Source organism: Paractinoplanes deccanensis, assembly GCF_016862115.1.
In the GTDB taxonomy this organism is placed as follows: domain Bacteria; phylum Actinomycetota; class Actinomycetes; order Mycobacteriales; family Micromonosporaceae; genus Actinoplanes; species Actinoplanes deccanensis.
The window spans coordinates 16879-38562 of sequence record NZ_BOMI01000192.1; the positions used below are offsets into that span (position 1 = coordinate 16879).

The following is a 21684-nucleotide window of genomic DNA, read 5'->3' on the forward strand; positions in this document are numbered from 1 at the left end:
ACCGCCTCCGCCAGGCCGCCACGGCCGGGGCCGCCTCGGTCAGGACGCCTCGGTCAGGACGCCTCGGTGAGGTCGGCGAACAGGTCGGGGCGGTCCGGGTCGTCGGCCGGGCGGCGCGGTGCGAGGACCGTGGCGGCCACGTCGGCGACCGGGATGGCCTCGAGGGTGCGGCCGGCCCACAGCATCAGTGACAGGTCGACGCCGGCCAGCGGCGCGGGGGCGCGGGACACCGTCCACACCGCCGCGGCCGGCACCTGCGCGGCGGCGACCAGCGGTGCCGGGCCGGCGAGCAGGAAGTCGAGGTCGAAGTCGACGAGCAGCCGCAGCATGGTGGCGCGGTTCGCCGGGTCGACGCCCTCGAACGCCTCGTCCAGCCAGAGCGGGCGGGGCGCGTCCGCCGAGCGCGAATAGAGGGCGACCAGCGTGGCCAGCAGCGGCTGGAGCAGGGTGACGACCTTGCCGCCGCCGGAGTCGACGCCGTGCACCTGCTTGGTCAGCGGCTTCCAGTCGCCGCCCTCGACGCGGTAGTAGCAGACGCAGTCGAACCAGGCGCGGTAGTCGAGCAGCCGGGCCAGGTGGCCGACCCACTCGTCGGTGGCGATGACGCCGGAGTCCTGGGCCTCGCGGAGCCGGTCGCCGAGGAACAGGCGGATCTGCTCCTGCGCCGCGTCGGACTCGATGCGGCCCTCCTCGAGCGCCTTGAGCAGGTTGAACCCGTGCTGCTGGCCGTCGGCGGGGCGGCGCCGGATCTGCAGGACGGTCTTGTTGGCGCCGGTCGGGTGCCGCAGAAGCACCTCGTTGACCGTGGTGAGCAGCGTGACGACCCGGGTCATCCGGTCGGCGAGGTGGTCGATGAAGGTCGACGACAGCAGCTCCGCGTACATCTGGTGCAGCTTCTCGTCGTGGGTGGCCGACAGCTCGGCCACCGCCTGGTCGAGCCGCTCCACCGCGGCGGGCGGGTCGAGCGGCGCCCCGGCCGCGTCGACCACCAGCGTGATCGAGGGGAGCGGGCGCGCGTCGTCCGCCTCGTTGACGATCACCGAACGCCCGCCGGACGCCTCCAGCAGCGTCTGGAGCTCCGTCATGGCGCCCCGCAACGCCCGCTGCATCGCGGTGTCGACCCGCCGCTCGCGGTCGGCCGCGTTTTCCGGCCAGGACGGCGGCCGCACGGCGTCCACCACGGCGCGCGCCTGGCACAGCGCGTCTTCGAGGGTCCGGCCCGGACCATCGGCGAAGCCTTCCTCGGCGCGATCGGCGGATCTCACCGGCTCGTCGGGACCGACGCCACGCCCGTCGGGGCCGACGCCACGCCCGTCGGGGCCGACGCCACGCCCGTCGGGGCCGATGCCACGCCCGTCGGGGCCGATGCCACGCCCGTCGGGGCCGATGCCACGCGCGGCGGCCAGCCCGGCGTCGACCGGCACCCACCACGCCCGCGCCGCCGCCTCGCGGGCGGCGATCGCCGAGCTGACCGCGTCGTGGCGCCGCTGGGCCTCGCCCTGCGCCGTGCTGGCGGCGGCCGCGAGCGTCAGCCCGCGCTGGCGGCTCGCCGCGATCGACGTGTCGAGCTCGCGGATCCGCTCCTCCAGCTCGGCGGAACGGGCGAACTGCTCCTTGTCGTCCAGGCTCACCGACGCCTCGGCCTCGCTGGCCTCGGCGTCGAGCTTCGCCGCGGCGGCCGCGGCCTCCCCGGCGGCCCGGTCGGCGGCGGTGCGGGCCGCCTCGGCCGCCTCGACGCCGGTGACGGCCGCCGCGACGGCCCGTTCGGCGACGTCCTGGTCCTTGAGGGCCAGCCGCAGCGAGCCGGCGGACAGCGCGGCGGAGTCGAGGGCGGCGCCCACGGCGTCCAGCTGCTCGTCGGAGGTGGGCAGGCCGTGCTCGTCGGCGTATCCGGTCACCGCCGCGGTGGCCTCGTCGGCCTCGCTCTTGGCCGCCAGGGCCCGGTCGGCCGCGACCGCGTGCGCCGTCTCGGCCCGGTCGCGCTCCGCGTTCGCGGCGGCAAGACTGATCGCGGCGGCGACCACATCGGCGTCGCTCGGCGCGGCCGTGGCCGCAGCCCGCAGCGCGGCGCTGCGCTGAGCCGCCTCCTCGGCCCGCCGGGCCGACTCCTCGGCGAGCCCCCGATCGCGCGCGGCCTGCTCGCGAAGCGCCGCGATCCGCCGCCGCCGCGCGGCCGCCCGGGCGGCGGCACCGATCAGCTCGGCACCGTCGGCCGCACGCCCGGCCAGCCCCTGGGCAACCGGCGTGCGCCAGCGGCCGTCCCCCGCGATGACCAGGTCGCCGGCGAGCGGCTGCCCGGCCGGGACATAGCCGATGCGCGCGAGAATCCGCTCGACCGTGCCGGCCAGCGCCCCGGCATCCTCAGCCGGCTGAAGAACCGACGCCAACGGCACGACCGCCCCGCCGGCGCCAACACCAGACCCGGCACCCACAGCAGGCGCAACGCCAACACCAGACCCGGCACCCACAGCAGGCGCAACGCCGGCAGCGGACCCTTCACCTGCAGCAGGCGCAGCGCCGACACCCACACCGGGCGCGGCGATCGAGTCGGCGCCGTCGCGATCGCCCGACCATTCGCCGTCCTCGGTGACCCACGCGTCGAGCAGCCCCGCCGCGGCCAGGGCCGCCTCGATGTGGTCGAGCTCCTCCCCCGCCACCCCGCCGGCCGGGTCGACGAGCCGCCACAGCGGCGCCCCCGCCGCCGCCGGGAACGCCGGCCGCTCCCGCCGCAGCCAGCCCGACGGCGCCGCCGGCTGGGGATCGCCCGCCTCGCCGAGCAGCGCCGCCTCGCGGTCGGCCTCGTCGGCCCGCTGCCCCGCCGCGCGCGCCTCGGCACGCAGCGCCGCGATCTCCTCGGTCAGCGGCCCCACCGACGGGTCGAGCCATTCCCGGGCGAGCAGCCCGCCCAGCACCTCCCGCGGCCGCGCCGCGTGGGTCTGCGCCACCACTTCGCGCACCCAGTCGTCGCGCAGCGCGACCGGCGGCACCGCGGCCGGCAGGGCGACCGCCCACCGCTCCAGGTCGTCGGAGAGCTGCTGCACCGCGTCGGTCACCGCCGAAGCCGCCGTCTCAGCGGCCGCCGACCGCGCCCGCCAGTCGTCACGCAGCCGGGAAGCCGTCGCCGACTCGGCCTGCCAGCGGCCCACCGCCCCCGCGGCCGTCCGGGCCAGCTTGCGCAGCGCCGCCACCTGGGAGCGCCGCGCCGCGACCGCCGCATCGATGCGGTCGACGTCGCCACTGGCGGCCCACTCGGCAGCCGCCGAGCGAGCCCGCGATCCCGGACCGCCGGCCCGCGACCCCAACCCGGTGGCCGACCCACCCAGCCCGCCAGCCGACCCACCCAGCCCGCCAGCCGACCCACCCAGACCGCCAGCCGACCCACCCAGGCCGGCAGCCGACCCACCCAGCGCGGCAGCCGACCCACCCAGCCCGGCGGCCGCCACCGCCGCCTCCGCGTGGGAGATCGCCGAAGAAGCCGCCGCGCGCGCCAGATCGAGCCGCCCGGCCGCCTCGGAATGGGCCGCCCCCGCCGCCTCGAGCGCCGCCATCGTGCCCGCCAGGTTCTTGCGCGCGGCCGCCTCGGCCACCGTCGCCGCCCCCGCGTCGCGCCGCATCCGCTCCGCGTTCTGCGCGCGCCCCGTCGCGTCCCGATACGCCGCCGAGCGCAACAGCTGCGTCAGCGCCGCCCGGGCCCGCTGCACCGCCTTTTCGAGCTCGTCGCTGCGGCCGGTCTCCTCGGTCAGCGCCTCCCGCGCCTTGTCGAGCCCTTCGTCGGCCGACGCCGCCGCCGACCGGGCCGCCGCCACCGCCTCCTCCGCGGCCAGCAGGTCGTCGGCGCGGGCCCGCAGCAGGGCGTCGGCCCATGGCCGCCAGGCCCGCGCGAGGTAGACACCGACCGCGTCGCGCGCCGTCACCGCGTGGTCGCGGTCGCGGCTGAGCTGTTCGAGCTGCTGCCAGCCGTCGGCCAGCTTGTCCACCTCGGACTCGGCCACCGCGGGCAGGCTCATCCGGATCTGCTCGGTGAACCAGTCCGGGTTGAGCTTCTGGCCCAGGTGTGGCGTGCGGAGCACCTTGAGCATCTCGAGCACCGTGGCGAACCGGTCGTCGTCGGAGAAGCCGAACAGGTCCGAGGCGATCCTCGCCGCGTACCGCTTGCCGCTGCGCATCACCTCGAGGCCCTCGACGCCGGCGAGCTCGCGGGGCTCCACGGCGGACGAGCCCACCGCCAGGGTGAGGCCGTGGCGGACCCGGGCCGAGCCGCGGCAGATGATCCACACCGGGTCGAGCTGGCTGACGCCGCGCTTGGCCTGCGCGTAGAGCAGCGTGGTGAAGAACTCGGGGCCGTCGTCGCCGAGGCGGCCGTATTCGACCCAGGCCCAGCCGCGGTGGGTGGAGCCGGTGGCCTCGCGGCGGTCGCGGGCGTCGTCGGTGGGCTCGACGTAGTAGCGGAACGACTTGTCGGACTGGCCGAACGTGTCGATGTACTGCCGGTCGAGGCTGCCGGACAGCATGATCAGCGTGGTGAGCGCCATCAGCGTCGACTTGCCCGACTGGTTGGCGCCGACGAACTGGGCGCGCCCGTCGGCGAACCAGTATTCGGCCGCGTCGAACTCCCACAGCCCGACGCAGCCCGCGCGCAGCACCTGCCAGCGCGACCGCACCGGCGAGGGCAGGCCGCCGTGCGAGGCGGAGTCCCGCCACGTGGCGAGCTGCTCGTCGGTGGCTTCGGGGGTGAGGGTCATCGGACGGGCTCCGTGTTGTCGGTGATGGTCACGTCGGGGTCGCGGTAGCGGCCGGCCGCGGCCAGCAGGGTCCACGACCCGTCCCGGGCGACGCGCAGCAGGCCCAGCTCGGTGAGCATCCGCTCGGCGTCGCGGCGGACCGTGCCGGGCACGGTGCGCTGCGGGACGGTCATGTAGTCGCCGCGCCAGCCGATCAGGTCGTCGACGACCGCGTCGACCTGGTCGCCGGTCAGGTGCACGGTGCCGTCGGCGTGCCGGGTGCCGTCGCGGCCGGCCTGGTCGGCCATGAGCAGCGCCACCCAGTCGACGGCGCGGGCGCGCGGCCAGTCGGCGACCGTGGGCGGTTTGTGCTCGTCGTCGGTGAGCACCACGAGCATGCCCTCGGCTCGCGCCTCGACGGCGCCGCCGGTCATCTGGGCCACGTCCGCGGCGCGGGCGCCCCGGCTCGCCCGCAGCGCCTCCGCCTCGTCGGCCGTCAGGTCGGCGTACGGGACGAATGGGGTCTCCAGGAGCGCCCGCAGCTGGCGCACCGTCTGGCCGGCGGCGGTGACCGGCTGGGGGTTGAACGCGAGATCCATGACGTCGGGGCTGGTCATGAGCAGCAGCGCGTCGCGGTCGACCTCGTAGCCCGCGCCGGGGCCGACGCCGGACTCGGTCCACTCGTCGAGCAGCCGCTCGTCGCTCGTGTGCGGCCGCAGCACGCCCCACGACGCCAGGTAGGCCGCCGCGTCGCGCAGCTGGCGGCGCTGCGCCTGGTCGTCGGGGTCGTAGCCGGCGGACAGGTCGCGCACCATGTCGGAGAGCCGCTGGAGGGTGACCCGGCCGGCCACGTCCTCGCAGCACGCGGCGAGCAGGCAGACCAGGGCGAGCAGCCGCCGGTCGGGCGCCTCGGACGGGCGCGGCGGCCGGGTCACCGCGCCGTCGAGGGGCACGCGGATCAGCCGTACGGCCTGGCCGACCCGCTGCACCCGGTAGCCGAGCCGGCGGGCGAAGTCGGTCACGGCCTGCTGATGGCGCAGCACGAGCCGGTAGAGCCGCGGGTCGGTCGCCGCGGTGACCAGCGGCCGGGCGAGCAGCCCGGTGAACGCCTGCTGTGCCTCGCGCGCCGAGGCGGTCGTCTTCATCGCTGTGCTCCCGCCGGGGTGATGTGCAGCCGGATGTCGGGGTGCACCAGCCGGCCCTCCGGGGTGTGCACGACCGCGGCCGGGGCGCCGGCCGGCGCGGGCTCGGCGCGCAGCCGCCAGCGGGCGTCGCCGGAGGTGGCCGTGCGCACCCCGTCGCGGTCGGCGCGGGCCGAGGCGACCACGCCGAGCAGCACCATCAGCATCTGGAGCTCGGGCGCGGTCAGCTCGTCCCACTGCGACAACCGCAGCCCCGACCGGCCCAGGACGGCCGCCTCGGTGCGGGCGGCCGCGTCACGCAGGTGCTCGGTGTGGACGCGCGCGGCGAGCCGGCTCGCGGACCGGTCGGCGATGCGAGCCGGCGCGCCCGCTGTCGCCTTGGGGCCCTGCCGGCGCAGCCGGGCGGCGACGGGCACGGGCTCGGCCTCCCAGAACGACGGGTGTCCCGCCGCCATCGGGGCCTCGCCGGGCAGGTGGCGGGCCGAGAAGAGCCCGGTCGTCGCGCACCAGACGTCCCACGCGCTGTCGTCGTCGGGGGCCGCGTCGAGCCGCGCCGCCAGCGCCAGCAGCTCGGCGCGGCGCGACACGTGGCCGCCGACCGCCGCGAGCGTGCGCTGGCCGCGCAGCAGCGGCCCGATCGTGTCGCGCATCTGCCGGCGCAGCCGGCGCGCCTGGCACTCCGGCCCGTCGAACCAGGACCGCAGCACCGCCAACGTCTCCTCGTACGAGCTGGTGAGCTCGTCGATCGCCGCGTCGTCGGCGTTGGCGCCCAGGTGGTGCACGGCGATGCGCCGCCAGGTCAGCGCGTCGACCTCGGCCAGCTCCTCGATGAGCGCGGTGATCCGTTCGGAATGGGTGTCGACCCCGCCGCCCCACATGTCCACGTAGCGGCGCAGCGTCTCCTGCACGGTGTTGATCTTGCTCTGGTCGGGGGTGCCGGCCAGCGCGCCCGCGAGCCGCGCCTGCCAGCTCGCGGCGGCCCGCGCCATCGCCTGGTGGGTGGTCTGGATGACCGACCACGCCGAGGCGGCCGCGGCCGGATCGACCGGCGCCGCGTCACGCAGCACGCTGAGGTTGGCGGTCAGCACGCTCGGCGCGAGCGTCGCCGCGGCCGCCGACGCCAGGTCGTGCCCGAGCGACATCACCGCCCGGTGCAGCTCGGCCGCGATCTCGGTGAGCTGGTAGCGGTCCCAGTTGAGCACGAAGTCGGCGTCGCGGTCGGTCCGGTCCTGGAACACGATCACGACGCCCCACTTCTCGAGGGCCGCCATGCGCTGCTTGAGGTTGAAGACGGACTCGTCGAGCACCGCCGGGTCGGCACCCGCCCGCACCACGTGATCGCGCAGCAGGTCGGGCAGGTCACCGGCCGCGACCCCGGTCAGCGTGTGCTGCTGCTCGTCGAGCAGGACCTGCACGATCAGCCGGTATTGAGCGGCGTGCCGGCTGGTCAGGTAGCTCGCCTGCAGAAGGCCGCCCGGCAGCCCCGCTAGCCGCCACGGGTCGCCCCCGAACTCGTCGTCGTCACCCCCGGCCACGGCGCCGCCACCCCCTTACGACTCGCATCGGTGCTGATCACGGCCGGTCGGCCGATCGCGTTCGCGAGCATAGGCAGGGGGTCCGACAGTTCCGCCCACCCGGCCGCCCGAGCGCGAAAAGAATCACCAGTGGCGCCCACCTGCTTCGATGGCCATCATGGAGATCTGGCTCGCGTCCGCCCTGGTCATCGTCGTGTTCTTCGCCCTGAGCAGCCGCGGGACCGCACGCTCGCGCGAACAGGCCCGCCTGGCCGCCCTCGAGCGCAAGCTAGACCTGATCATGCAACGCCTGGAGATCACGGAACCCACGCCGAACTTGCCCGACGTTGTCGGATATCTGATGCAGGGCGAGACCATCAAGGCCGTCAAGGCCTACCGCGACCACACCGGCGCCTCACTGCTGGACGCCAAGAACGCCGTCGACAAGCTCGCCCGGGACCGGGGGCTGGCCTGACCCCCTTCGGTACGCCTTTCCGCAAGGCCCCACCTTCCCGAGCCCGGCCCGCTGCCGTCCCGGCCTCCCTGCCGCGGCCGCCGGGCTGTCCTGCAACGAAAGCCGCCACCCACCCGCCCGCAGGTCAGGCAGAACGAACGTTCTGTCCACCGCCCGGCCCAGCGGTCACGGATGCGTGAACGGCTCGTCCGTCACGACCGCACAGGCGGCTCGTCCGGGACGTCGAGCAGGGCCGACAAGCGGCGCATCAGCGACGCCTGCGCCCGGTAGTAGACCCAGCTGGCCCGGCGCTGCGCGGTGACCAGCCCCGAGTCCTTGAGGACCTTCAGGTGGTGCGAGATCGTCGGCCCGGAGATCTCGAACGCCGGGGTCAGGTCGCAGACGCAGATCTCGCCGCCGGGGGCGGAGGCGATCATCGACATCAGCTGGAGGCGGATCGGGTCGCCCAGGGCCTTGAACGCCTGTGCCAGGGTGCCCACCGCCTCGGACGGGACGCGGCTCTGTGCCAATGGTGCGCAGCAATCGGCTACGGCCTGGTTCGACATGCTTCGAGGTTGACAGACGTCGAAACCAGCGGCAAATCAGCCGGCCGGGCCGTCCACCGCCTGCCACAGCGCCGACATCGCGCCCAAGTAGGCGGCCGGGTCCGTCGCGCGCAGGGCGGCCACCTCGGCGTTCTCCGGGTGCGTCAGGATCAGGAAGCGCTCGTCGCGCAGGCCTTTCACGACGATGTCGGCGACCTCCGCCGGCTCGACGGCTCGCCCGCCCGCGCGCACGGCCCGGCCGACCGGGCCGTCGTCGACCTGAGCGACCAGTGGGGTCTCGACCAGGGCGGGGCACAGGCCGACGCCGTGTTGAGCAGGTAGCCCCTGCCCCGGCGGGCCATCTCCGGCACCAGGCAGCGGGCCGCCCACACGTGCGCCATGACGTGGATGTTCCAGTGCTCCTGCCAGCCCTCGTCCGGCACGTCGTAGCCGCCGACCGGCTCGACGATGCCCGCGTTGGAGCAGTACAGGTCGATCGGGCCGTACCGGCCGACGGCCTCGGCGACGACCCGCCGCACCTCGGACTCGCGGGTGAGTTCCGCCACGATGGCCATGCCGCCGATGCGCTCGGCGACGGCGCGGGCGGCCGCCGCGTCGTGGTCGACGACCGCGACGCCATGCGCACCCTCGGCGGCGAAGCGCTCCGCGAGCGCCCGGCCGATACCGCTGCCGCCGCCGGTGACCACGACCACCTGGTCCCTCAGCTCCATCGTTTTCTCCTTCCCCGGGCCTCCCTTATGTCGACGCACGCGAAAGGCGAGGGTTCAAGCGCGAGGGCTGTCCGCTCGCCCGTACGAAATGGGGGCAGTAAGGTGCGAATCACGGGGTGGGTGCTAGTTCGGAGGGATCGGGCATGGCCGGGCCGGTTTCGTCCATTGCGTACGTTCCGCTGCACGAGGTGCTGCCCGCCGGTTTCGCGAGGGCGGAGGGGCGGCTGCGGGAGCTGGCGACGAGGCTGGAGCGGCATCATTCGGCCGATCGGGTGGCCTGGCGGTGGTATCCGGAGCATGTGGAGCCGGACGGCACGAGGCGCGTGCTGGTGGGGACCACGATCACGCTGTACGACACCCGCGACGACTGGCTGGAGCTGTCGCTGCAGATCGCGTGGCAGCCGGACGGGCGGCTCGGTGTCGAGTCGACGGTCGAGGTGGCCTGCTGGTGCGCGGACAACCACAACATGCATCCGGTGCGCGAGTCCGCGCGTGACGCCGACGACGACTTCGAGCTGGCCGACGAGTTCGCCGCGGGGGTGAAGCTGTTGACGACGGTGCTCAACGAGGGGCCGTTCGAGCCGCAGCCCTGGCGTGTGGCGGCGGGGCTGCCTGTCCGGCCGCGATGATCGGCACGCCCGCGTCGCGCAGGGGCTGGGCGTCGACGTCGGTGATGACCCCGGCGATCTCCTCGAAGGGCAGGACCGTGTACGGGGAGGCCGCCCCGATCTTCTCGGCGCTCGCCAGCACGTAGGTGTCGGCGGCCCGCGACGCCAGGGTGCGCTTCATCGCCGCCTCGTCGGGGTCGCCGGTGGTCAGGCCCGCCTGGTGGTGCACCCCCGTGACGCCGAGGAAGAACAGGTCGGCGCTCACCGACCGGGCCGCCTCCGCCGCGGCCGCGCCGGAGGTGACCGCCGAGTGCTTGAAGAGCCGCCCGCCGAGCACGAAGACGTCGACGCCCGGGTGGCCGACCAGCGCCGCCGCCACCGTCACGCTGTGCGTGATGATCGACGCTTCCAGGCCCGGCGGCAGCGCCGCGACCAGGGCGAGCGCCGTGGTGCCGCCGTCGAGCAGCACGGTGGCGCCGGGGCGGATCAGGCCGGCGGCCGTCGCGGCGACCCGCTGCTTACTGTCGGTGGCCACCGAGGTGCGGGTGGCGTAGTCGGCGGCGGCGGGCGCGGCGGGCAGCGCACCGCCGTACACCCGCTGGCAGAGGCCGGCGGCGGCGAGCTCGCGCAGGTCGCGCCGGATGTTGTCCTCGGCGATGCCGAGCTCGGCGGCCATGTCCTTGGCGACCACCTTGCCGTCGGCGCGCAGCCGGGCCAGCAGGAAGTCCTTGCGCTCCGCGGGCAGCATTGCGTGTTTCTCCTCATTGTTGTCGGCTCATGCGCACTGTACGGTACGCGGCATGACCTTGGGAATCGACGTGCCCGACGCCCGCGGCCGCACCGGCCTCGACCAGGTGGGGCGTGACCTGCGCGGCAACCCGGACGTGGTGGTCCGCGACGTGGAGCTCGTGGCCACCGCGTGGCACGTGCTGCGCCGCACGACCTTCGACTATCGCCACCGCGACGGCCGCTGGACCCGCGAGCAGCGCGAGACGTACGACCGCGGCGACGGCGCGACAATCCTTCTCTACAACACCGCGCGGCGCACCGTGCTGCTCAGCCGGCAGTTCCGCTATCCCGCCTACGTCAACGGCCACCCCGACGGCATGCTCATCGAGACGGCCGCCGGCCTGCTGGACGACGACGACCCGGCGAGCGCGATCCGCCGCGAGGCGAGCGAGGAACTGGGCGTGGCCGTCGGCGCCCTGGAGCCGGTCTTCGCGGTCTGGATGAGCCCCGGGTCGGTGACCGAGCGGCTGCATTTCTACGCCGCGCCCTACACCGGCGCCGACCGCGTCGGGCCGGGCGGCGGGGTGGCCGGCGAGGGCGAGGACATCGAGGTGGTCGAGCTCGGCTTCGACGAGGCCCTGGCGATGATCGGTGACGGCCGGATCGCCGACGCGAAGACCGTCATGCTGCTCCAGTGGGCGGCGCTGAAGGGCATTATGAATCGACTGGTATGAATCATTTGGGCCCCGCCGCTGCGATGCTCGCCGCATGCGAATCCCCCTCGTCATCGCCGCGCTCGGCCTCACGATGGCCGCCGCGCCGGCGCAGGCCGCGACCCTGGCGGCGCCCGACATCAGCGTCGCCGACGTCAAGGCCCACCTGACCCAGCTGCAGAGCATCGCCACCGCGAACGGCGGCAACCGCGCGCACGGCCGCCCCGGCTATCTGGCCTCCGTCACCTATGTGAAGGGGCTGCTCGACGCCGCCGGCTTCACCACGACACAGCAGTCCTTCACGTACGGCGGCGCGACCGGCTACAACCTCATCGCCGACTGGCCCGGCGGCAACACGTCGAACACCCTGATGATCGGCGCGCACCTGGACAGCGTCACCGCCGGCCCGGGCATCAACGACAACGGCTCGGGCTCGGCGGCGAACCTGGAGGTCGCGCTCGCCGTCGCCCGCTCCGGCTTGCAGCCCGCACGGCACCTGCGCTTCGCCTGGTGGGGCGCGGAGGAGCTGGGCCTGCGCGGCTCCACGGCGTACGTGAACTCCCTGTCCTCGGCGCAGCGGGCCGCCATCACCGGCTACCTCAACTTCGACATGGTCGCCTCGCCCAACCCCGGCTATTTCCTGTACGACGGCGACAACTCCGACGGCACCGGCGCCGGTCCGGGCCCCGCCGGCTCCGCCCAGATCGAGCAAACGCTGGCCGCGTACTTCACCTCGATCGGCGTGCCCACCCGCGGCACCGACTTCGACGGCCGCAGCGACTACGGCCCGTTCATCGCGGCCGGCATCCCCGCGGGCGGCATCTTCACCGGCGCCGAGGGCCGCAAGACCACCGCGCAGGTGCAGCTCTGGGGCGGCACGGCCACCGCGTTCGACCCCTGCTACCACTCGTCCTGCGACACCATCGCGAACATCAACGACACCGCGCTCGACCGCAACAGCGACGCCATCGCGTACGCCGTCTGGACGCTCGCCGGATCATCGGGCGGCGGCGGCACCACGGTCTGGTCGGACGACTTCGAGACGGCCTCGTCCTGGACCCGCGGCACCACCGACACGGCCACGTCGGGCCTGCTCGAACGCGGCGACCCGGCGGCCACCACCTCCCAGCTGGGCACGGCCGCGAGCGGCACCTACGACCTGGTCACCGGCGCCACGGCGGGCGCCGGCGCGGGCGCGAACGACGTCGACGGCGGCGTCACGAGCCTCCGCTCCCCCGCTATCACGCTGCCCACGGGCACGCTGACGCTCGGCTTCTCCTGGTACCTGTCCCACCTGAGCAATTCGAGCAGCGCCGACTACCTCCGCGTCCGCGTGACCTCCGGCTCGACCACGACGACGCTGTTCACCCAGGCCGGCGCCGCCACCGACCGCGCGCCGGCCTGGCAGACCGCCTCGATCAACCTGTCGCCCTACGCCGGCCAGACGGTCACCCTGCTCGTGGAGGCCGCCGACACCTCGACCGCGTCGCTCGTCGAGGCCGCCGTCGACAACATCACCATCACCCGGGCCTGAGCGGTACGCCGGTGCGGGTCCCCTGGCCCGCACCGGCGCGCGGGTAGGGTCTGACCTCGTGCCCACTCCCGAGATCACCGTTGCCACCCCCGCGGACCGGGACCAGATCGTCGCGTCCCTGATCGCCGCGTTCGCCGGGGACCCCGTCCTGCGCCACCTCTTTCCCGACGAGCGCACCTACCCGGAGTTCTCCGCGGCCTTCTTCGGGCACCTCTTCGACAAGCGGGTCGGCAAGGAGACCATCTGGACGATCGAGCGCGGCGCCTCGACCGCCATCTGGGAGCCGCCGAGCCCCCAGCCCGCGGCGGGCGACACCCTCGCCGACCAGCTGTCCGCCGGCGCGCTGGCCCGGGTCCGCGCCTACGACGACGCCGTGCACGCGCTCCTGCCGGACGGCCCGTTCTGGTATCTCGGGGTGCTCGGCACCCACCCGCGCAGCGCCGGCCGGCGCTGGGGCCGCGCCGTGATGGACGTCGGCCTGCGCCGGGCCGCGGCGGACGGCCTGCCCGCGGTCCTCGAGACCAGCACGCCGGTCAACGTCGAGCTCTACCGCCGCGCCGGCTGGAAGGTCGTCCGCGAGGTCACCGACCCGGTGCCCATCTGGGTCATGCAGCAGTGGCCCTGACCTATCCCGAGGTCGGCGCCACCCGCGACGAGCCGCTGCCCGGGGGCTACGGCCACGTGCGCCGCGATGTCCGCGTCGGTGACGGCCGGGCCGCGTTCGAGGCGGCGGCCGACGGGATCCTCCGCTGGGAGATGCACCGGGCGGCCGGATTCGCCGTTTCCGCCGGCGCCGACAGGGCCGCCCCCGGCGTCACGGTGACGCTGCGCGCGGGGTGGGGGCCGGTGCGCCTGACGATCCCGTGCCTCGTGGTCTACACGATCGAGGAGGAGAACCGCCGCGGCTTCGCCTACGGCACCCTGCCGGGTCACCCCGAGCGCGGCGAGGAGGCGTTCGCCGTCGAGCTGACCGACGCCGTGTACGTGCGGATCCGGGCCTTCAGCCGCCCGGCCTCCCTGCTCGCGCGCGCGGGCGGCCCGGTGAGCCGCCTGGTGCAGGAGCACGTGACAGACCGCTACGTCGAGGCGGTACGCCGGCTCGCGTCACCGCCCGGCCGCAGCCCCGCCGGCTGACCGCTGCGGCGAGCGCCTCACGACGGCCGAGGCGTCACCGGCCGGCCGCACTCCCCGCGAGCGACCGCTGCGGCGAGCGCCTCACGACGGCCGAGGCGTCACCGGTCGGCCGCGCTCGCGGCGAGGGACCGCTGCGGCATCCGGGCGAGCGCCGTGGCCATCACGGCCGCGACCGCCAGCAGGCCGAGGACGGCGATCATCGCGTGGCGCAGGCCGAAGTGGTCGCCGAGGAAGCCGAGCGCCGGCGGCCCGACCAGGAACGCCACGTAGCCGACCGTCGCGACCAGGGACACCCGGGCGGCCGGGTTGTCGCCCGAGTCGCCCGCGGCCGAGAGCGCGACCGGGAAGCCCAGCGCCGCGCCCAGCCCCCAGAGCACGACCGCGGCGCCCGCCACGATCTGGTTGTCCACGGCCACGACCAGCGCCACCCCGGCGCCGCCGACGACCGCGCTCGCGGCGAGCACCGGGGCGCGGCCGAAACGGTCGAGGAAGCGGTCGCCGGTGAAGCGGCCGATCGTCATCGCGGCCGAGAAGGCCAGGTAGACGCCGGATCCCAGCGCCGGGGCGAAGCCGTGGCCGTCCACCATGAGCAGCGGCAGCCAGTCGTTGGCCGAACCCTCGGCCAGCGCCATGGCCAGCACGATCACCCCGATGATCAGCAACCGCGGGTCGCGCCAGACCGGGGCACCGCCGTCAACGCGGGCTTTCTCGGCGCGGCCCAGACCCGGCGGCAGGTGGCGGACGGCGAGCAGCGCCACGGGAACGCTGAGCACACCGATGATCAGCAGGTGCCACGCCGCCGAGAACCGGACGGCGGTCAGGATCATGCCGATGGTGGCGCCGACGACCGTGCCGAAGCTGAAGAAGCCGTGCATCGTCGGCAGCACCGGCCGCCCGATCAGGCGCTCGATGTCGGCGCCCTCGACGTTCATGGCCACCTCGGCGCCGCCCATGCCCAGCCCGAACAGGCTCAGCCCCGCCGCGACCAGGCCGCTCAGCGACACCGCGGCGCCCACGCCGACGACCGGGGCGCTCAGCACGGCGGTGAGGATGCCGGCCGTCACGACCGGCCGCGTGCCGAAGCGCCGCACCAGCGCGCCCGAGCACAGGATGCCGACCATCGACCCCGCCGACAGCCCGAACAGCACCAGCCCCATCTCCGCCGTGGACGCCCCGAGCTGATCGCGGATGTCCGGCGTCCGCGTCACCCAGGACGAGATGCCCAGACCGGGCAGGAAGAAAAGGGCGAAGAGCGCCAGGCGGCGACGGGCGGTACGACGATCCATGCGTACGAACGTACACACTGATCCACAAGCCGCGTTGCCCGGCGCTCCTACCCTCGGCTCATGCCCCGGTGGGAGGTGCCGTACGAGTCACCCGACCGCACCCTGTCCCGCCACGTGCTCGCCACCATCTTCACCCTGGCCTGCCCGCTCCCGCTCTGCGCGCTCGCCGTGAACGGCACGACCGCGCCGGCCGCCTGGGTCGTCGTACCCCTGATGATCGCCGCCTTCATCACCGTGACCTGGCGCATCGTTCTGGTGGGCGTCTGGACCGGCCCCGGCGGCGTCAAGGTCGTCACGATCCTGCGCACCCGCCGCGTCCCCTGGCCCGACCTCGACCGCGTCTGGCTCGCCCCCGCCACCGGCTACGACGCCCTGGCCCTCTGGATCTCCACGCACCACGGCACCGACATCGAGACCCCGATCTGGCGCGCCGGCTCCCCCGCCGGCCACCGCAACCGGCGCATCCTCCCCCAGGACCGCCTGTCCGCCCTGATGGAGCACCTGCGCGCGGGCGCCCGCCGGTCGTCCCCCTGACGCGGCGGGCTCTTCGCCGGTGGGGCGGATCCCTATCGCTTCCCGGCGCGCTCGTCGTACTCCTCACGAGCTTCGAGAACTTCCTTGATGTGCTGCACCGACCAGTCCGTGAGCGCCTTCAGGGGACCTCGCAGGGTCTCGCCGAGCGGTGTCAGCTCGTACTCCACGCGAATCGGGGCCTCGGGGTACACCGTCCGCAGCAGCAGGCCGTCGCGTTCGAGCGTGCGCAGCGGCGCGGAGAGACTCCTGCTGATCTCCACCACGACTCCGAGCGAGCGCGTCGCCAACCACCGGCGCGCCATCGACGCCGCGGTCGCGGCGAACGTCTCCCTGGTCGCGTACACAAGCATGCTTCACGCGGGCACGTCCACGGCAAGCCTCGCCCCTACCCACAAGGCCACGGAGGAGTACCTGCGCGAGCGCCTGCCCAGCGTGATGCTGCGCAACGGCTGGTACCTGGAGAACTACACCTCCCAGCTTCCCCGGGTGCTGCAGGACGGAGCCCTCATCGGGGCCGCCGGCCGGGGAAGGATCAGCGCCGCGACGCGCGCCGACTACGCCGATGCCGCCGCGGTCGTGCTGTCCACCGACGGCCACGCCGGCGAGGTGTACGAACTGGGCGGGGACCACGCCTTCACCCTGGCCGAGCTGGCCACGGCCATCTCGGTCGCCACCGGCCGGCGCATCCGGTACACCGACCTCCCGGCCGACACGTTCACCCGGGCGCTGCTCGACGCCGGCGTTCCCGCGGAACTGGCGAACGTTCTCGCCAGTGCCGACCTGGCCATGAGCCGCGACGAGATGTTCACCGACTCCGGCGACCTGCGGCGCCTGATCGGACGGCCGGCCGCGACCCCCGCCGAGGCGATCGCCGACGCCCTGCGCTGACCGTCCGTCCGCCCGCGTTCGACCCGCCGTGCGCTGAGCGAGCCCTAGTTCCACTTCTGGTTGGGGGTGCCGGCGCAGTCCCAGATCTGCACCGGCACGGCGTTGCCCGCGTTGCTGTCGGGCACGTCCAGGCACTTGTCGACCTTCTTGCTGACCAGGTCGTTCGCGGGGTTCAGGACGAACTGCTGCGCGGCGGCGCCGGAACACGTGGCCAGGCGCAGCTGGGCGCCGTTGCCGGTGCCGGCGGTCTCGGCGCATTTGCCGCGCACGCGCAGGGTGCCGTCGGAGGCGAAGAGGAACCGTTGCGTGTCGCCGGACTGGCACTGCCACATCTGCAGGACGCCGTCGAGGTCGGGGGCGTCCAGGCAGGTGCCGGTGGCGTGGTTCCTGATCTGGCTGCCGGCGGGCGGCGGGGCGGCGGCCTGGGTGGTGGGCGCGCCGGTCGCCGCCGGTGCGGGTGGGGTGGTGGTCGCTGCCGGCTTGGCTGTACGGGTGGGAGCGGGCCGCCGTGGCGACGGGGAGACCGAGGCCGCGACCGACCGCTTCGGGACGGCGGCCGAGGGCGGGGCGGCGGCGGGCAGCGACGACGCGTCGGCGGCCGGTGAGCGCCACTCCACCGGGGCGGCGGTGCCGCCGGCCGGCTCGGCGGCCAGCAACGGCCGCACGCCGATCACGGCCGCGACGACGGCCACCGCGGCGGCGACGGCCCACCAGAGCCGCGTCCGCCGCCGGGGAACGCCCGAATCGGGTGCGGGCGTGAGAGGCGCAGTAACCGCGGCCGGCCCAGAGGTGGCGGGCGCAGGCGCGGCGGGCTCGGAAACGGCGGGCTCGGCGGCGGTCAGCAGGGAGGCTGCCATCGTGGGGCCGGTCGACGCGGAGCCGGTCGCAGGCGTGGAGGCGAGCACCGCGCGCAGCAACCGTTCGGCCTCGTCGGCGTCCGCGCGCCGGCGTGGGTCGCGCTGCAGCAGGCGTTCCAGGACGGGCAGCAGCGCGCCCGCGTTCCGCGGCGGTGGGGGCGGCTCGACCATCAGGGCGGCCAGTGTGGCCATCGGCGACGACTTCTCGTACGGCGGGCGGCCCTCCACCGCCGCGTAGAGGGTCGCGCCCAGCGACCACAGGTCGCCCGCCGCGCCGGCCTCCTCGTCCAGGGCGCGCTCCGGCGCCAGGTAGGACGGGGAGCCCAGGACCACGCCGGTGCGGGTCATCGCCGAGTCGCCGGCCACCGCGGCCAGGCCGAAGTCGGTCAGCACCACGCGGCCGTTCCACGCCAGGAGGACGTTCGCCGGCTTCACGTCGCGGTGCAGGATGCCGGCGTGGTGCGCCGCGCGCAGGGCCGCCAGCACGTCCAGGCCGATCCGGGCCGCCTCGGCCGCCGGCAGCGGGCCGTCGTCGGCGAGGGCCTGGTGCAGCGAGCGCGAGCGGACCAGCTCCATCACGAGCCAGGGCGTGCCCGTCTCGTCGTGGACGACGTCGAAGATGCGCACCACATTGGCCTGGTCGATCCGGGCGATGGCCCGGGCCTCGCGGATCGCCCGCACGCGCAGGTCGCCCAACTCGGCCGCGGTCAGGCCGCCGGGGGCCAGCTCCTTGACCGCCACGTCACGCCCGAGCAGCTCGTCGCGAGCCTGCCAGACGCGGCCCATGCCACCCTCGCCAAGCGGATGAACCAGGCGATAGCGGCCGGCGAGCGGCGCGATGGAGATGTCCGACACGGCGGGAACCGTAGCGGTCTCATATATCGTCCGGCACGGTAGGGGGCGAAGGCGTGTCATATCCGGTGGGCGATGAACCGGGGCGCCTTCGCTACGTTGTTCTACCTCAATGGGGAGGCGGCCATGGACATGCTCGGGCGGATCCGGGACGGTTTGATCGGCTCCGGGCAGGTGATCCAGGGCCCCTTCGGCCCGCGCCGCATCACGTACGCGGACTACACCGCCTCCGGCCAGGCGCTCGACTTCGTCGAGGACTTCATCCGCGACCGGGTGCTGGCCCGCTACGCGAACACGCACACCGAGGCGTCCGCGACGGGCGCGCAGACCGGGGCGCTGCGCGAGGAGGCCCGCCGGATCATCCACCGCAGCGTCGGCGCCGGCCCCGAGCATGTGGTGATCTTCTGCGGGTCGGGGGCCACGGCGGCGGTCGCCAAGCTCGCCGGCATCTTCGGCATCCGCATCCCGGAGCGCCTGGACGACACGTACGGCCTGAGCGACCACATCCCGGCCCGCGACCGCCCGGTGATCTTCGTGGGCCCGTACGAGCATCATTCGAACGAATTGCCGTGGCGCGAGTCGATCGCGGACGTGGTGGAGATCGAGTCCGACCACACCGGCCACGTGGACCTCGACGCGCTGCGGGCGGCGCTCGTCGCGTACGCGGACAGGTCCCTGCGCATCGGCAGTTTCTCCGCGGCCTCGAACGTGACGGGCATCAAGACCGACACCGCCGCGGTCTCGCGGATCCTCAAGGAGCACGGCGCACTGTCGGTGTGGGACTACGCGGCCGCCGGCCCGTACGTGCCGATCTCGATGGCCGACAAGGACGCGGTCTTCCTGTCGCCGCACAAGTTCGCCGGCGGCCCGCAGACGCCGGGCGTGCTGGTGGTCGACAAGCGCCTGCTCACCAACAGGGTTCCCGTGGTTCCGGGCGGGGGCACGGTGGCGTACGTGGACCCGGGCGGCCACCGCTACCTGACCGACCCGGTGGCGCGCGAGGAGGGCGGCACCCCGGCGATCGTCGAGTCGATCCGCGCCGGTCTGGTCTTCGCCGTCAAGGACCGGGTCGGCGCCGAGCTGATCGAGCAGCGCGAGCGCGAGCTGTGGCAGCGGGCCCGCGAGCGCTGGACCGCCGAGGAGAACATCGCGATCCTGGGCGACCTCGACGCCGACCGCCTGTCGATCGTCTCGTTCCAGGTGCGCGCCGGCGACCGCTACCTGCACCACAACTACGTGGCGGCGCTGCTCAACGACCTGTTCGGCATCCAGGCGCGCAGCGGCTGCTCCTGCGCCGGCCCCTACGGTCACCGGCTGCTCGGCATCGACGAAGCGCACTCGCGCGAGTTCCGCGGCGAGATCGTGGAGGGCTGGGAGGGCATCAAGCCCGGCTGGACCAGGCTCAACCTCAACTACTTCATCTCCGACACGGCCGCCGGCTACCTCATCGAGGCGGTCGCGCTGATCGCCCGCCACGGCGCGAACCTGCTGCCGGAGTACCGCTTCGACCCGCGCACCGGCCGGTGGACCCACCTGCGGCACGCGGAGCCCGAGGTGCGCCTGTCCGACGTGTGGCTCGACACGCCCGCCGCGCAGCCGGTCACCGTCGGCGAGGACGCGCTGGCCGGCTACCTCGACGAGGCGCGCGCCGTCCTGACGAGCCGCCGGGCGCCCGTCGACGGCGTACGGCTGGCGCTGCCCCCGGCGTTCGAGAAGCTGCGCTGGTTCCTACTCCCGGACGAGTGCCTGGGCTAGCAGCTCGACGCTGCCGCGCAACGCGGCCCGGGGCGCGTCGCGCCAGTCGGCGGCGTGCGGCGTGAGGGCCGTCGACAGCGGGTAGCGCTCGCGCATGTCCGGGATCTGCCGGGCGGTCTCCCGCGCCTGGTCGAGCCACGCGGCGGGGTCCACGCGCCGGTACCCGGCGGCGGTGCCTGCCGTCGCGCGCACGGTCGCGTACAGCATGGTGACGGTGGTGGCTCTTTGCCCCGGATCGACGTGCCACGCGTCGAGGATCGTGAGCAGGCGCTCCAGCCAGTCCTGCTCGTGCGGGCCCTGCGTGGCGCGCGACCAGGGCAACTCGGTCAGCCACGGGTGTGCGAGGTAGACGCCGAACAGCCGCTCGGCCCAGCCCTGGAGCGCGTCCCGCAGGCCGGTCGCGGGGTCGGCCCACTCCGGCATCGCGCTGGCCTGGTCCTGCATCAGCGCGACGAGGTGGTCCTTCGTCCCCACGTACGGATAAAGCGCCATCGCCGTGCGGCCGAGCCGGGCGGCGATCGCGCGCGTCGAGACCGCGTCGAGCCCGTCGGTGTCCGCGATGGCTATGCCGGTCCGCAGGATCTCGTCGAGGTCGAGCTGCTGACGGGGGCCGCGCCGGGGCGTGGGCAGGCTCGTGCCGCGATGACGCCACAGCCGCCGGACGTGCGCGCTGTTGTCCTCCATAGTCCTTACAGTGTATAACGAGATAGTCCTTACATCGTATATTGTTTGTTCTCCGGGAGGCTGCGACATGGCGCGACTGCACGACGGCACCACCTTGGACGTCGAGGTCTTCGGCGCGGGACCGACCGTTCTGCTGCCGATGAGCACTGCCGTCACCCCCGAGCCGCAGGCCTCCCAGATGCGGGCCTGGGGCGCCGAGCCGGACACCGGGCACCTGCTCGCCACCGGCCTCGCGTCCGCCGGCTTCCGGGTGGTGGCGGCCGACTACGAGGGACACCGCGCCCGCCACCCCGCCCCCGGCACGCTGACGACCGACGCGGTCGCCGCCGACCTGCTCGCGCTCGCCGGCAGCGACGATTTCGCGTACTACGGCTATTCCTGGCTCGCCCTCGCCGGGCTGCAACTGGCGATCCGCACCGACCGGATGACCGCGCTGGTCATGGGCGGCTATCCGCCGCTCGGCGGCCCCTATGCGGAAATGCTGGCGGTCACCCGGGCGGCGCACCGGATGGCCGGATCCCCGCCGCCCGAGCAGGAGGTCACCCCCGGCGACTGGGACTCGGTCGGCGTGACCGCGTCGCCCGAGCAAACCGCGCAATACGTGACGCTGTACGAATCGCTCATGTCGTTCGACGAACGCGCGGCACTGGAAAAGCTGCACATTCCCCGAACGGCATTCGCGGGCGCCGACGACAACATTCAGTACGGCCCGAAATGGGGCGACATCCGGGTGCCGATAGCCGACCGGCTCGCGGCGAACAGCGCTTCGCTGAAGGCGCTCGGCTGGGACGTGGTGCTGATTCCCGATGTCGATCACATGGCCGGGATGCGGCCCGGCATCGTCCTGCCGTTGCTGCGGGAGAAATTTTTTACGCTTCGCTGACCTGCGAAAACAACGCGCTGGGCGAACCCTTTGCGGATGCCGCGTTGAACCGTCCGGGCGTCGGTGCCCGTACTGGCCCGCAACCAGGTGACATCGACGTCCAACGACGAGGAGTGATCA

21 protein-coding genes are annotated in these 21684 nt (G+C 74.2%); 10 read left to right on the forward strand and 11 right to left on the reverse strand.

All coding sequences use genetic code 11. The features are described from left to right. Positions 1–53: 53 nt before the first annotated feature. Genes Ade02nite_RS45535 through Ade02nite_RS45545 form a run of 3 tightly spaced genes read right to left on the reverse strand, consistent with a single transcriptional unit; the run spans position 54 to position 7398 of the window. Positions 54–4742, reverse strand: coding sequence for an SbcC/MukB-like Walker B domain-containing protein (locus tag Ade02nite_RS45535; protein ID WP_203777666.1), 4689 nt, complete (start codon positions 4740–4742; stop codon positions 54–56). Continuing rightward, positions 4739–5866, reverse strand: a complete 1128-nt coding sequence (locus Ade02nite_RS45540; RefSeq protein WP_203777667.1) for a TIGR02678 family protein — start codon at positions 5864–5866, stop codon at positions 4739–4741. The genes Ade02nite_RS45535 and Ade02nite_RS45540 overlap by 4 nt, the downstream gene beginning before the upstream one ends. Continuing rightward, the gene (locus Ade02nite_RS45545; protein WP_203777668.1) at positions 5863–7398 is read right to left on the reverse strand and encodes a DUF2397 domain-containing protein; all 1536 of its coding nucleotides are present in this window, start codon (positions 7396–7398) and stop codon (positions 5863–5865) included. Before Ade02nite_RS45545 ends, Ade02nite_RS45540 begins: the two co-directional genes overlap by 4 nt. Positions 7399–7555: 157 nt before the next feature. Here Ade02nite_RS45545 and Ade02nite_RS45550 point away from each other — a divergent pair, with 157 nt between their 5' ends. Further along, positions 7556–7852 carry a hypothetical protein gene (locus Ade02nite_RS45550; protein WP_203777669.1) on the forward strand — a complete coding sequence of 99 codons (297 nt, stop codon included), beginning with the start codon at positions 7556–7558 and terminating at the stop codon, positions 7850–7852. Between the two features lie 191 nt (positions 7853–8043). Here the strand turns inward: Ade02nite_RS45550 and Ade02nite_RS45555 are convergent, their stop codons facing one another. From Ade02nite_RS45555 to Ade02nite_RS45560, 3 genes are read right to left on the reverse strand one after another with little or no spacing between them, the layout of a single operon-like run. Continuing rightward, positions 8044–8397 carry an ArsR/SmtB family transcription factor gene (locus tag Ade02nite_RS45555; protein WP_203777670.1) on the reverse strand — a complete coding sequence of 118 codons (354 nt, stop codon included), beginning with the start codon at positions 8395–8397 and terminating at the stop codon, positions 8044–8046. 36 nt (positions 8398–8433) lie between these two features. Then, positions 8434–8577 (reverse strand): hypothetical protein, encoded by a 144-nt coding sequence (locus Ade02nite_RS50050; protein ID WP_239169539.1) that lies wholly within the window; start codon positions 8575–8577, stop codon positions 8434–8436. Continuing rightward, entirely contained in the window at positions 8574–9107 is a 534-nt protein-coding gene (locus Ade02nite_RS45560; RefSeq protein ID WP_239169540.1) for an SDR family NAD(P)-dependent oxidoreductase, read from the reverse strand. Before Ade02nite_RS45560 ends, Ade02nite_RS50050 begins: the two co-directional genes overlap by 4 nt. Before the next feature lie 143 nt (positions 9108–9250). Here Ade02nite_RS45560 and Ade02nite_RS45565 point away from each other — a divergent pair, with 143 nt between their 5' ends. After that, positions 9251–9736, forward strand: a complete 486-nt coding sequence (locus Ade02nite_RS45565) for a hypothetical protein (RefSeq protein WP_203777671.1) — start codon at positions 9251–9253, stop codon at positions 9734–9736. Here Ade02nite_RS45565 and Ade02nite_RS45570 read toward each other — a convergent pair. Beyond that, the gene (locus tag Ade02nite_RS45570; protein WP_203777672.1) at positions 9669–10463 is read right to left on the reverse strand and encodes a DeoR/GlpR family DNA-binding transcription regulator; all 795 of its coding nucleotides are present in this window, start codon (positions 10461–10463) and stop codon (positions 9669–9671) included. The genes Ade02nite_RS45565 and Ade02nite_RS45570 overlap by 68 nt on opposite strands. Positions 10464–10515: 52 nt before the next feature. Here Ade02nite_RS45570 and Ade02nite_RS45575 point away from each other — a divergent pair, with 52 nt between their 5' ends. The 4 genes from Ade02nite_RS45575 to Ade02nite_RS45590 are packed head-to-tail and all read left to right on the forward strand — an operon-like array spanning position 10516 to position 13825. Then, positions 10516–11178 (forward strand): NUDIX domain-containing protein, encoded by a 663-nt coding sequence (locus tag Ade02nite_RS45575; protein WP_203777673.1) that lies wholly within the window; start codon positions 10516–10518, stop codon positions 11176–11178. A gap of 34 nt (positions 11179–11212) precedes the next feature. Then, on the forward strand, positions 11213–12691 hold the full coding sequence (locus Ade02nite_RS45580; protein ID WP_203777674.1) for a M28 family peptidase: 1479 nt from the start codon (positions 11213–11215) through the stop codon (positions 12689–12691). A gap of 58 nt (positions 12692–12749) precedes the next feature. Then, positions 12750–13316 carry a GNAT family N-acetyltransferase gene (locus Ade02nite_RS45585; protein ID WP_203777675.1) on the forward strand — a complete coding sequence of 189 codons (567 nt, stop codon included), beginning with the start codon at positions 12750–12752 and terminating at the stop codon, positions 13314–13316. Beyond that, the gene (locus Ade02nite_RS45590; protein WP_203777676.1) at positions 13307–13825 is read left to right on the forward strand and encodes a DUF1990 domain-containing protein; all 519 of its coding nucleotides are present in this window, start codon (positions 13307–13309) and stop codon (positions 13823–13825) included. Before Ade02nite_RS45585 ends, Ade02nite_RS45590 begins: the two co-directional genes overlap by 10 nt. A gap of 98 nt (positions 13826–13923) precedes the next feature. Here Ade02nite_RS45590 and Ade02nite_RS45595 read toward each other — a convergent pair whose 3' ends face one another. Next, positions 13924–15111: an MFS transporter gene (locus Ade02nite_RS45595; protein ID WP_203777677.1), complete on the reverse strand. Its 1188-nt coding sequence runs from the start codon at positions 15109–15111 to the stop codon at positions 13924–13926. Between the two features lie 60 nt (positions 15112–15171). Here Ade02nite_RS45595 and Ade02nite_RS45600 point away from each other — a divergent pair, with 60 nt between their 5' ends. Further along, the gene (locus tag Ade02nite_RS45600; RefSeq protein ID WP_203777678.1) at positions 15172–15645 is read left to right on the forward strand and encodes a hypothetical protein; all 474 of its coding nucleotides are present in this window, start codon (positions 15172–15174) and stop codon (positions 15643–15645) included. Positions 15646–15677: 32 nt separating this feature from the next. Here the strand turns inward: Ade02nite_RS45600 and Ade02nite_RS45605 are convergent, their stop codons facing one another. After that, on the reverse strand, positions 15678–15905 hold the full coding sequence (locus Ade02nite_RS45605; protein WP_239169541.1) for a winged helix-turn-helix transcriptional regulator: 228 nt from the start codon (positions 15903–15905) through the stop codon (positions 15678–15680). On the opposite strand from Ade02nite_RS45605, the gene Ade02nite_RS45610 reads away from it, so the two are divergent. Continuing rightward, the gene (locus tag Ade02nite_RS45610) at positions 15868–16533 is read left to right on the forward strand and encodes a Rossmann-fold NAD(P)-binding domain-containing protein (protein WP_239169542.1); all 666 of its coding nucleotides are present in this window, start codon (positions 15868–15870) and stop codon (positions 16531–16533) included. The two genes, Ade02nite_RS45605 and Ade02nite_RS45610, sit on opposite strands and share 38 nt — an antisense overlap. A gap of 44 nt (positions 16534–16577) precedes the next feature. Here the strand turns inward: Ade02nite_RS45610 and Ade02nite_RS45615 are convergent, their stop codons facing one another. Then, positions 16578–18245, reverse strand: coding sequence for a protein kinase domain-containing protein (locus tag Ade02nite_RS45615; protein WP_239169543.1), 1668 nt, complete (start codon positions 18243–18245; stop codon positions 16578–16580). A 123-nt stretch (positions 18246–18368) separates the two neighbouring features. On the opposite strand from Ade02nite_RS45615, the gene Ade02nite_RS45620 reads away from it, so the two are divergent. Then, the gene (locus Ade02nite_RS45620; protein WP_203777681.1) at positions 18369–19997 is read left to right on the forward strand and encodes an aminotransferase class V-fold PLP-dependent enzyme; all 1629 of its coding nucleotides are present in this window, start codon (positions 18369–18371) and stop codon (positions 19995–19997) included. On the opposite strand, the gene Ade02nite_RS45625 is transcribed toward Ade02nite_RS45620, so the two are convergent. Beyond that, entirely contained in the window at positions 19971–20681 is a 711-nt protein-coding gene (locus Ade02nite_RS45625; RefSeq protein ID WP_203777682.1) for a TetR/AcrR family transcriptional regulator, read from the reverse strand. The two genes, Ade02nite_RS45620 and Ade02nite_RS45625, sit on opposite strands and share 27 nt — an antisense overlap. A 94-nt stretch (positions 20682–20775) precedes the next feature. Here Ade02nite_RS45625 and Ade02nite_RS45630 point away from each other — a divergent pair, with 94 nt between their 5' ends. Then, positions 20776–21564: an alpha/beta fold hydrolase gene (locus tag Ade02nite_RS45630; protein WP_239169544.1), complete on the forward strand. Its 789-nt coding sequence runs from the start codon at positions 20776–20778 to the stop codon at positions 21562–21564. The last annotated feature ends 120 nt before the right edge of the window (positions 21565–21684 follow it).

Bases quoted from the DNA above. Each gene is read 5' to 3' on its own strand.
- Ade02nite_RS45535 (WP_203777666.1), bottom strand. From the start codon at position 4,742: ATGACCCTCACCCCCGAAGCCACCGACGAGCAGCTCGCCACGTGGCGG.
- Ade02nite_RS45540 (WP_203777667.1), bottom strand. From the start codon at position 5,866: ATGAAGACGACCGCCTCGGCGCGCGAGGCACAGCAGGCGTTCACCGGG.
- Ade02nite_RS45550 (WP_203777669.1), top strand. From the start codon at position 7,556: ATGGAGATCTGGCTCGCGTCCGCCCTGGTCATCGTCGTGTTCTTCGCC.
- Ade02nite_RS45555 (WP_203777670.1), bottom strand. From the start codon at position 8,397: ATGTCGAACCAGGCCGTAGCCGATTGCTGCGCACCATTGGCACAGAGC.
- Ade02nite_RS45560 (WP_239169540.1), bottom strand. From the start codon at position 9,107: ATGGAGCTGAGGGACCAGGTGGTCGTGGTCACCGGCGGCGGCAGCGGT.
- Ade02nite_RS45565 (WP_203777671.1), top strand. From the start codon at position 9,251: ATGGCCGGGCCGGTTTCGTCCATTGCGTACGTTCCGCTGCACGAGGTG.
- Ade02nite_RS45570 (WP_203777672.1), bottom strand. From the start codon at position 10,463: ATGCTGCCCGCGGAGCGCAAGGACTTCCTGCTGGCCCGGCTGCGCGCC.
- Ade02nite_RS45575 (WP_203777673.1), top strand. From the start codon at position 10,516: ATGACCTTGGGAATCGACGTGCCCGACGCCCGCGGCCGCACCGGCCTC.
- Ade02nite_RS45580 (WP_203777674.1), top strand. From the start codon at position 11,213: ATGCGAATCCCCCTCGTCATCGCCGCGCTCGGCCTCACGATGGCCGCC.
- Ade02nite_RS45595 (WP_203777677.1), bottom strand. From the start codon at position 15,111: ATGGATCGTCGTACCGCCCGTCGCCGCCTGGCGCTCTTCGCCCTTTTC.
- Ade02nite_RS45600 (WP_203777678.1), top strand. From the start codon at position 15,172: ATGCCCCGGTGGGAGGTGCCGTACGAGTCACCCGACCGCACCCTGTCC.
- Ade02nite_RS45620 (WP_203777681.1), top strand. From the start codon at position 18,369: ATGGACATGCTCGGGCGGATCCGGGACGGTTTGATCGGCTCCGGGCAG.
- Ade02nite_RS45625 (WP_203777682.1), bottom strand. From the start codon at position 20,681: ATGGAGGACAACAGCGCGCACGTCCGGCGGCTGTGGCGTCATCGCGGC.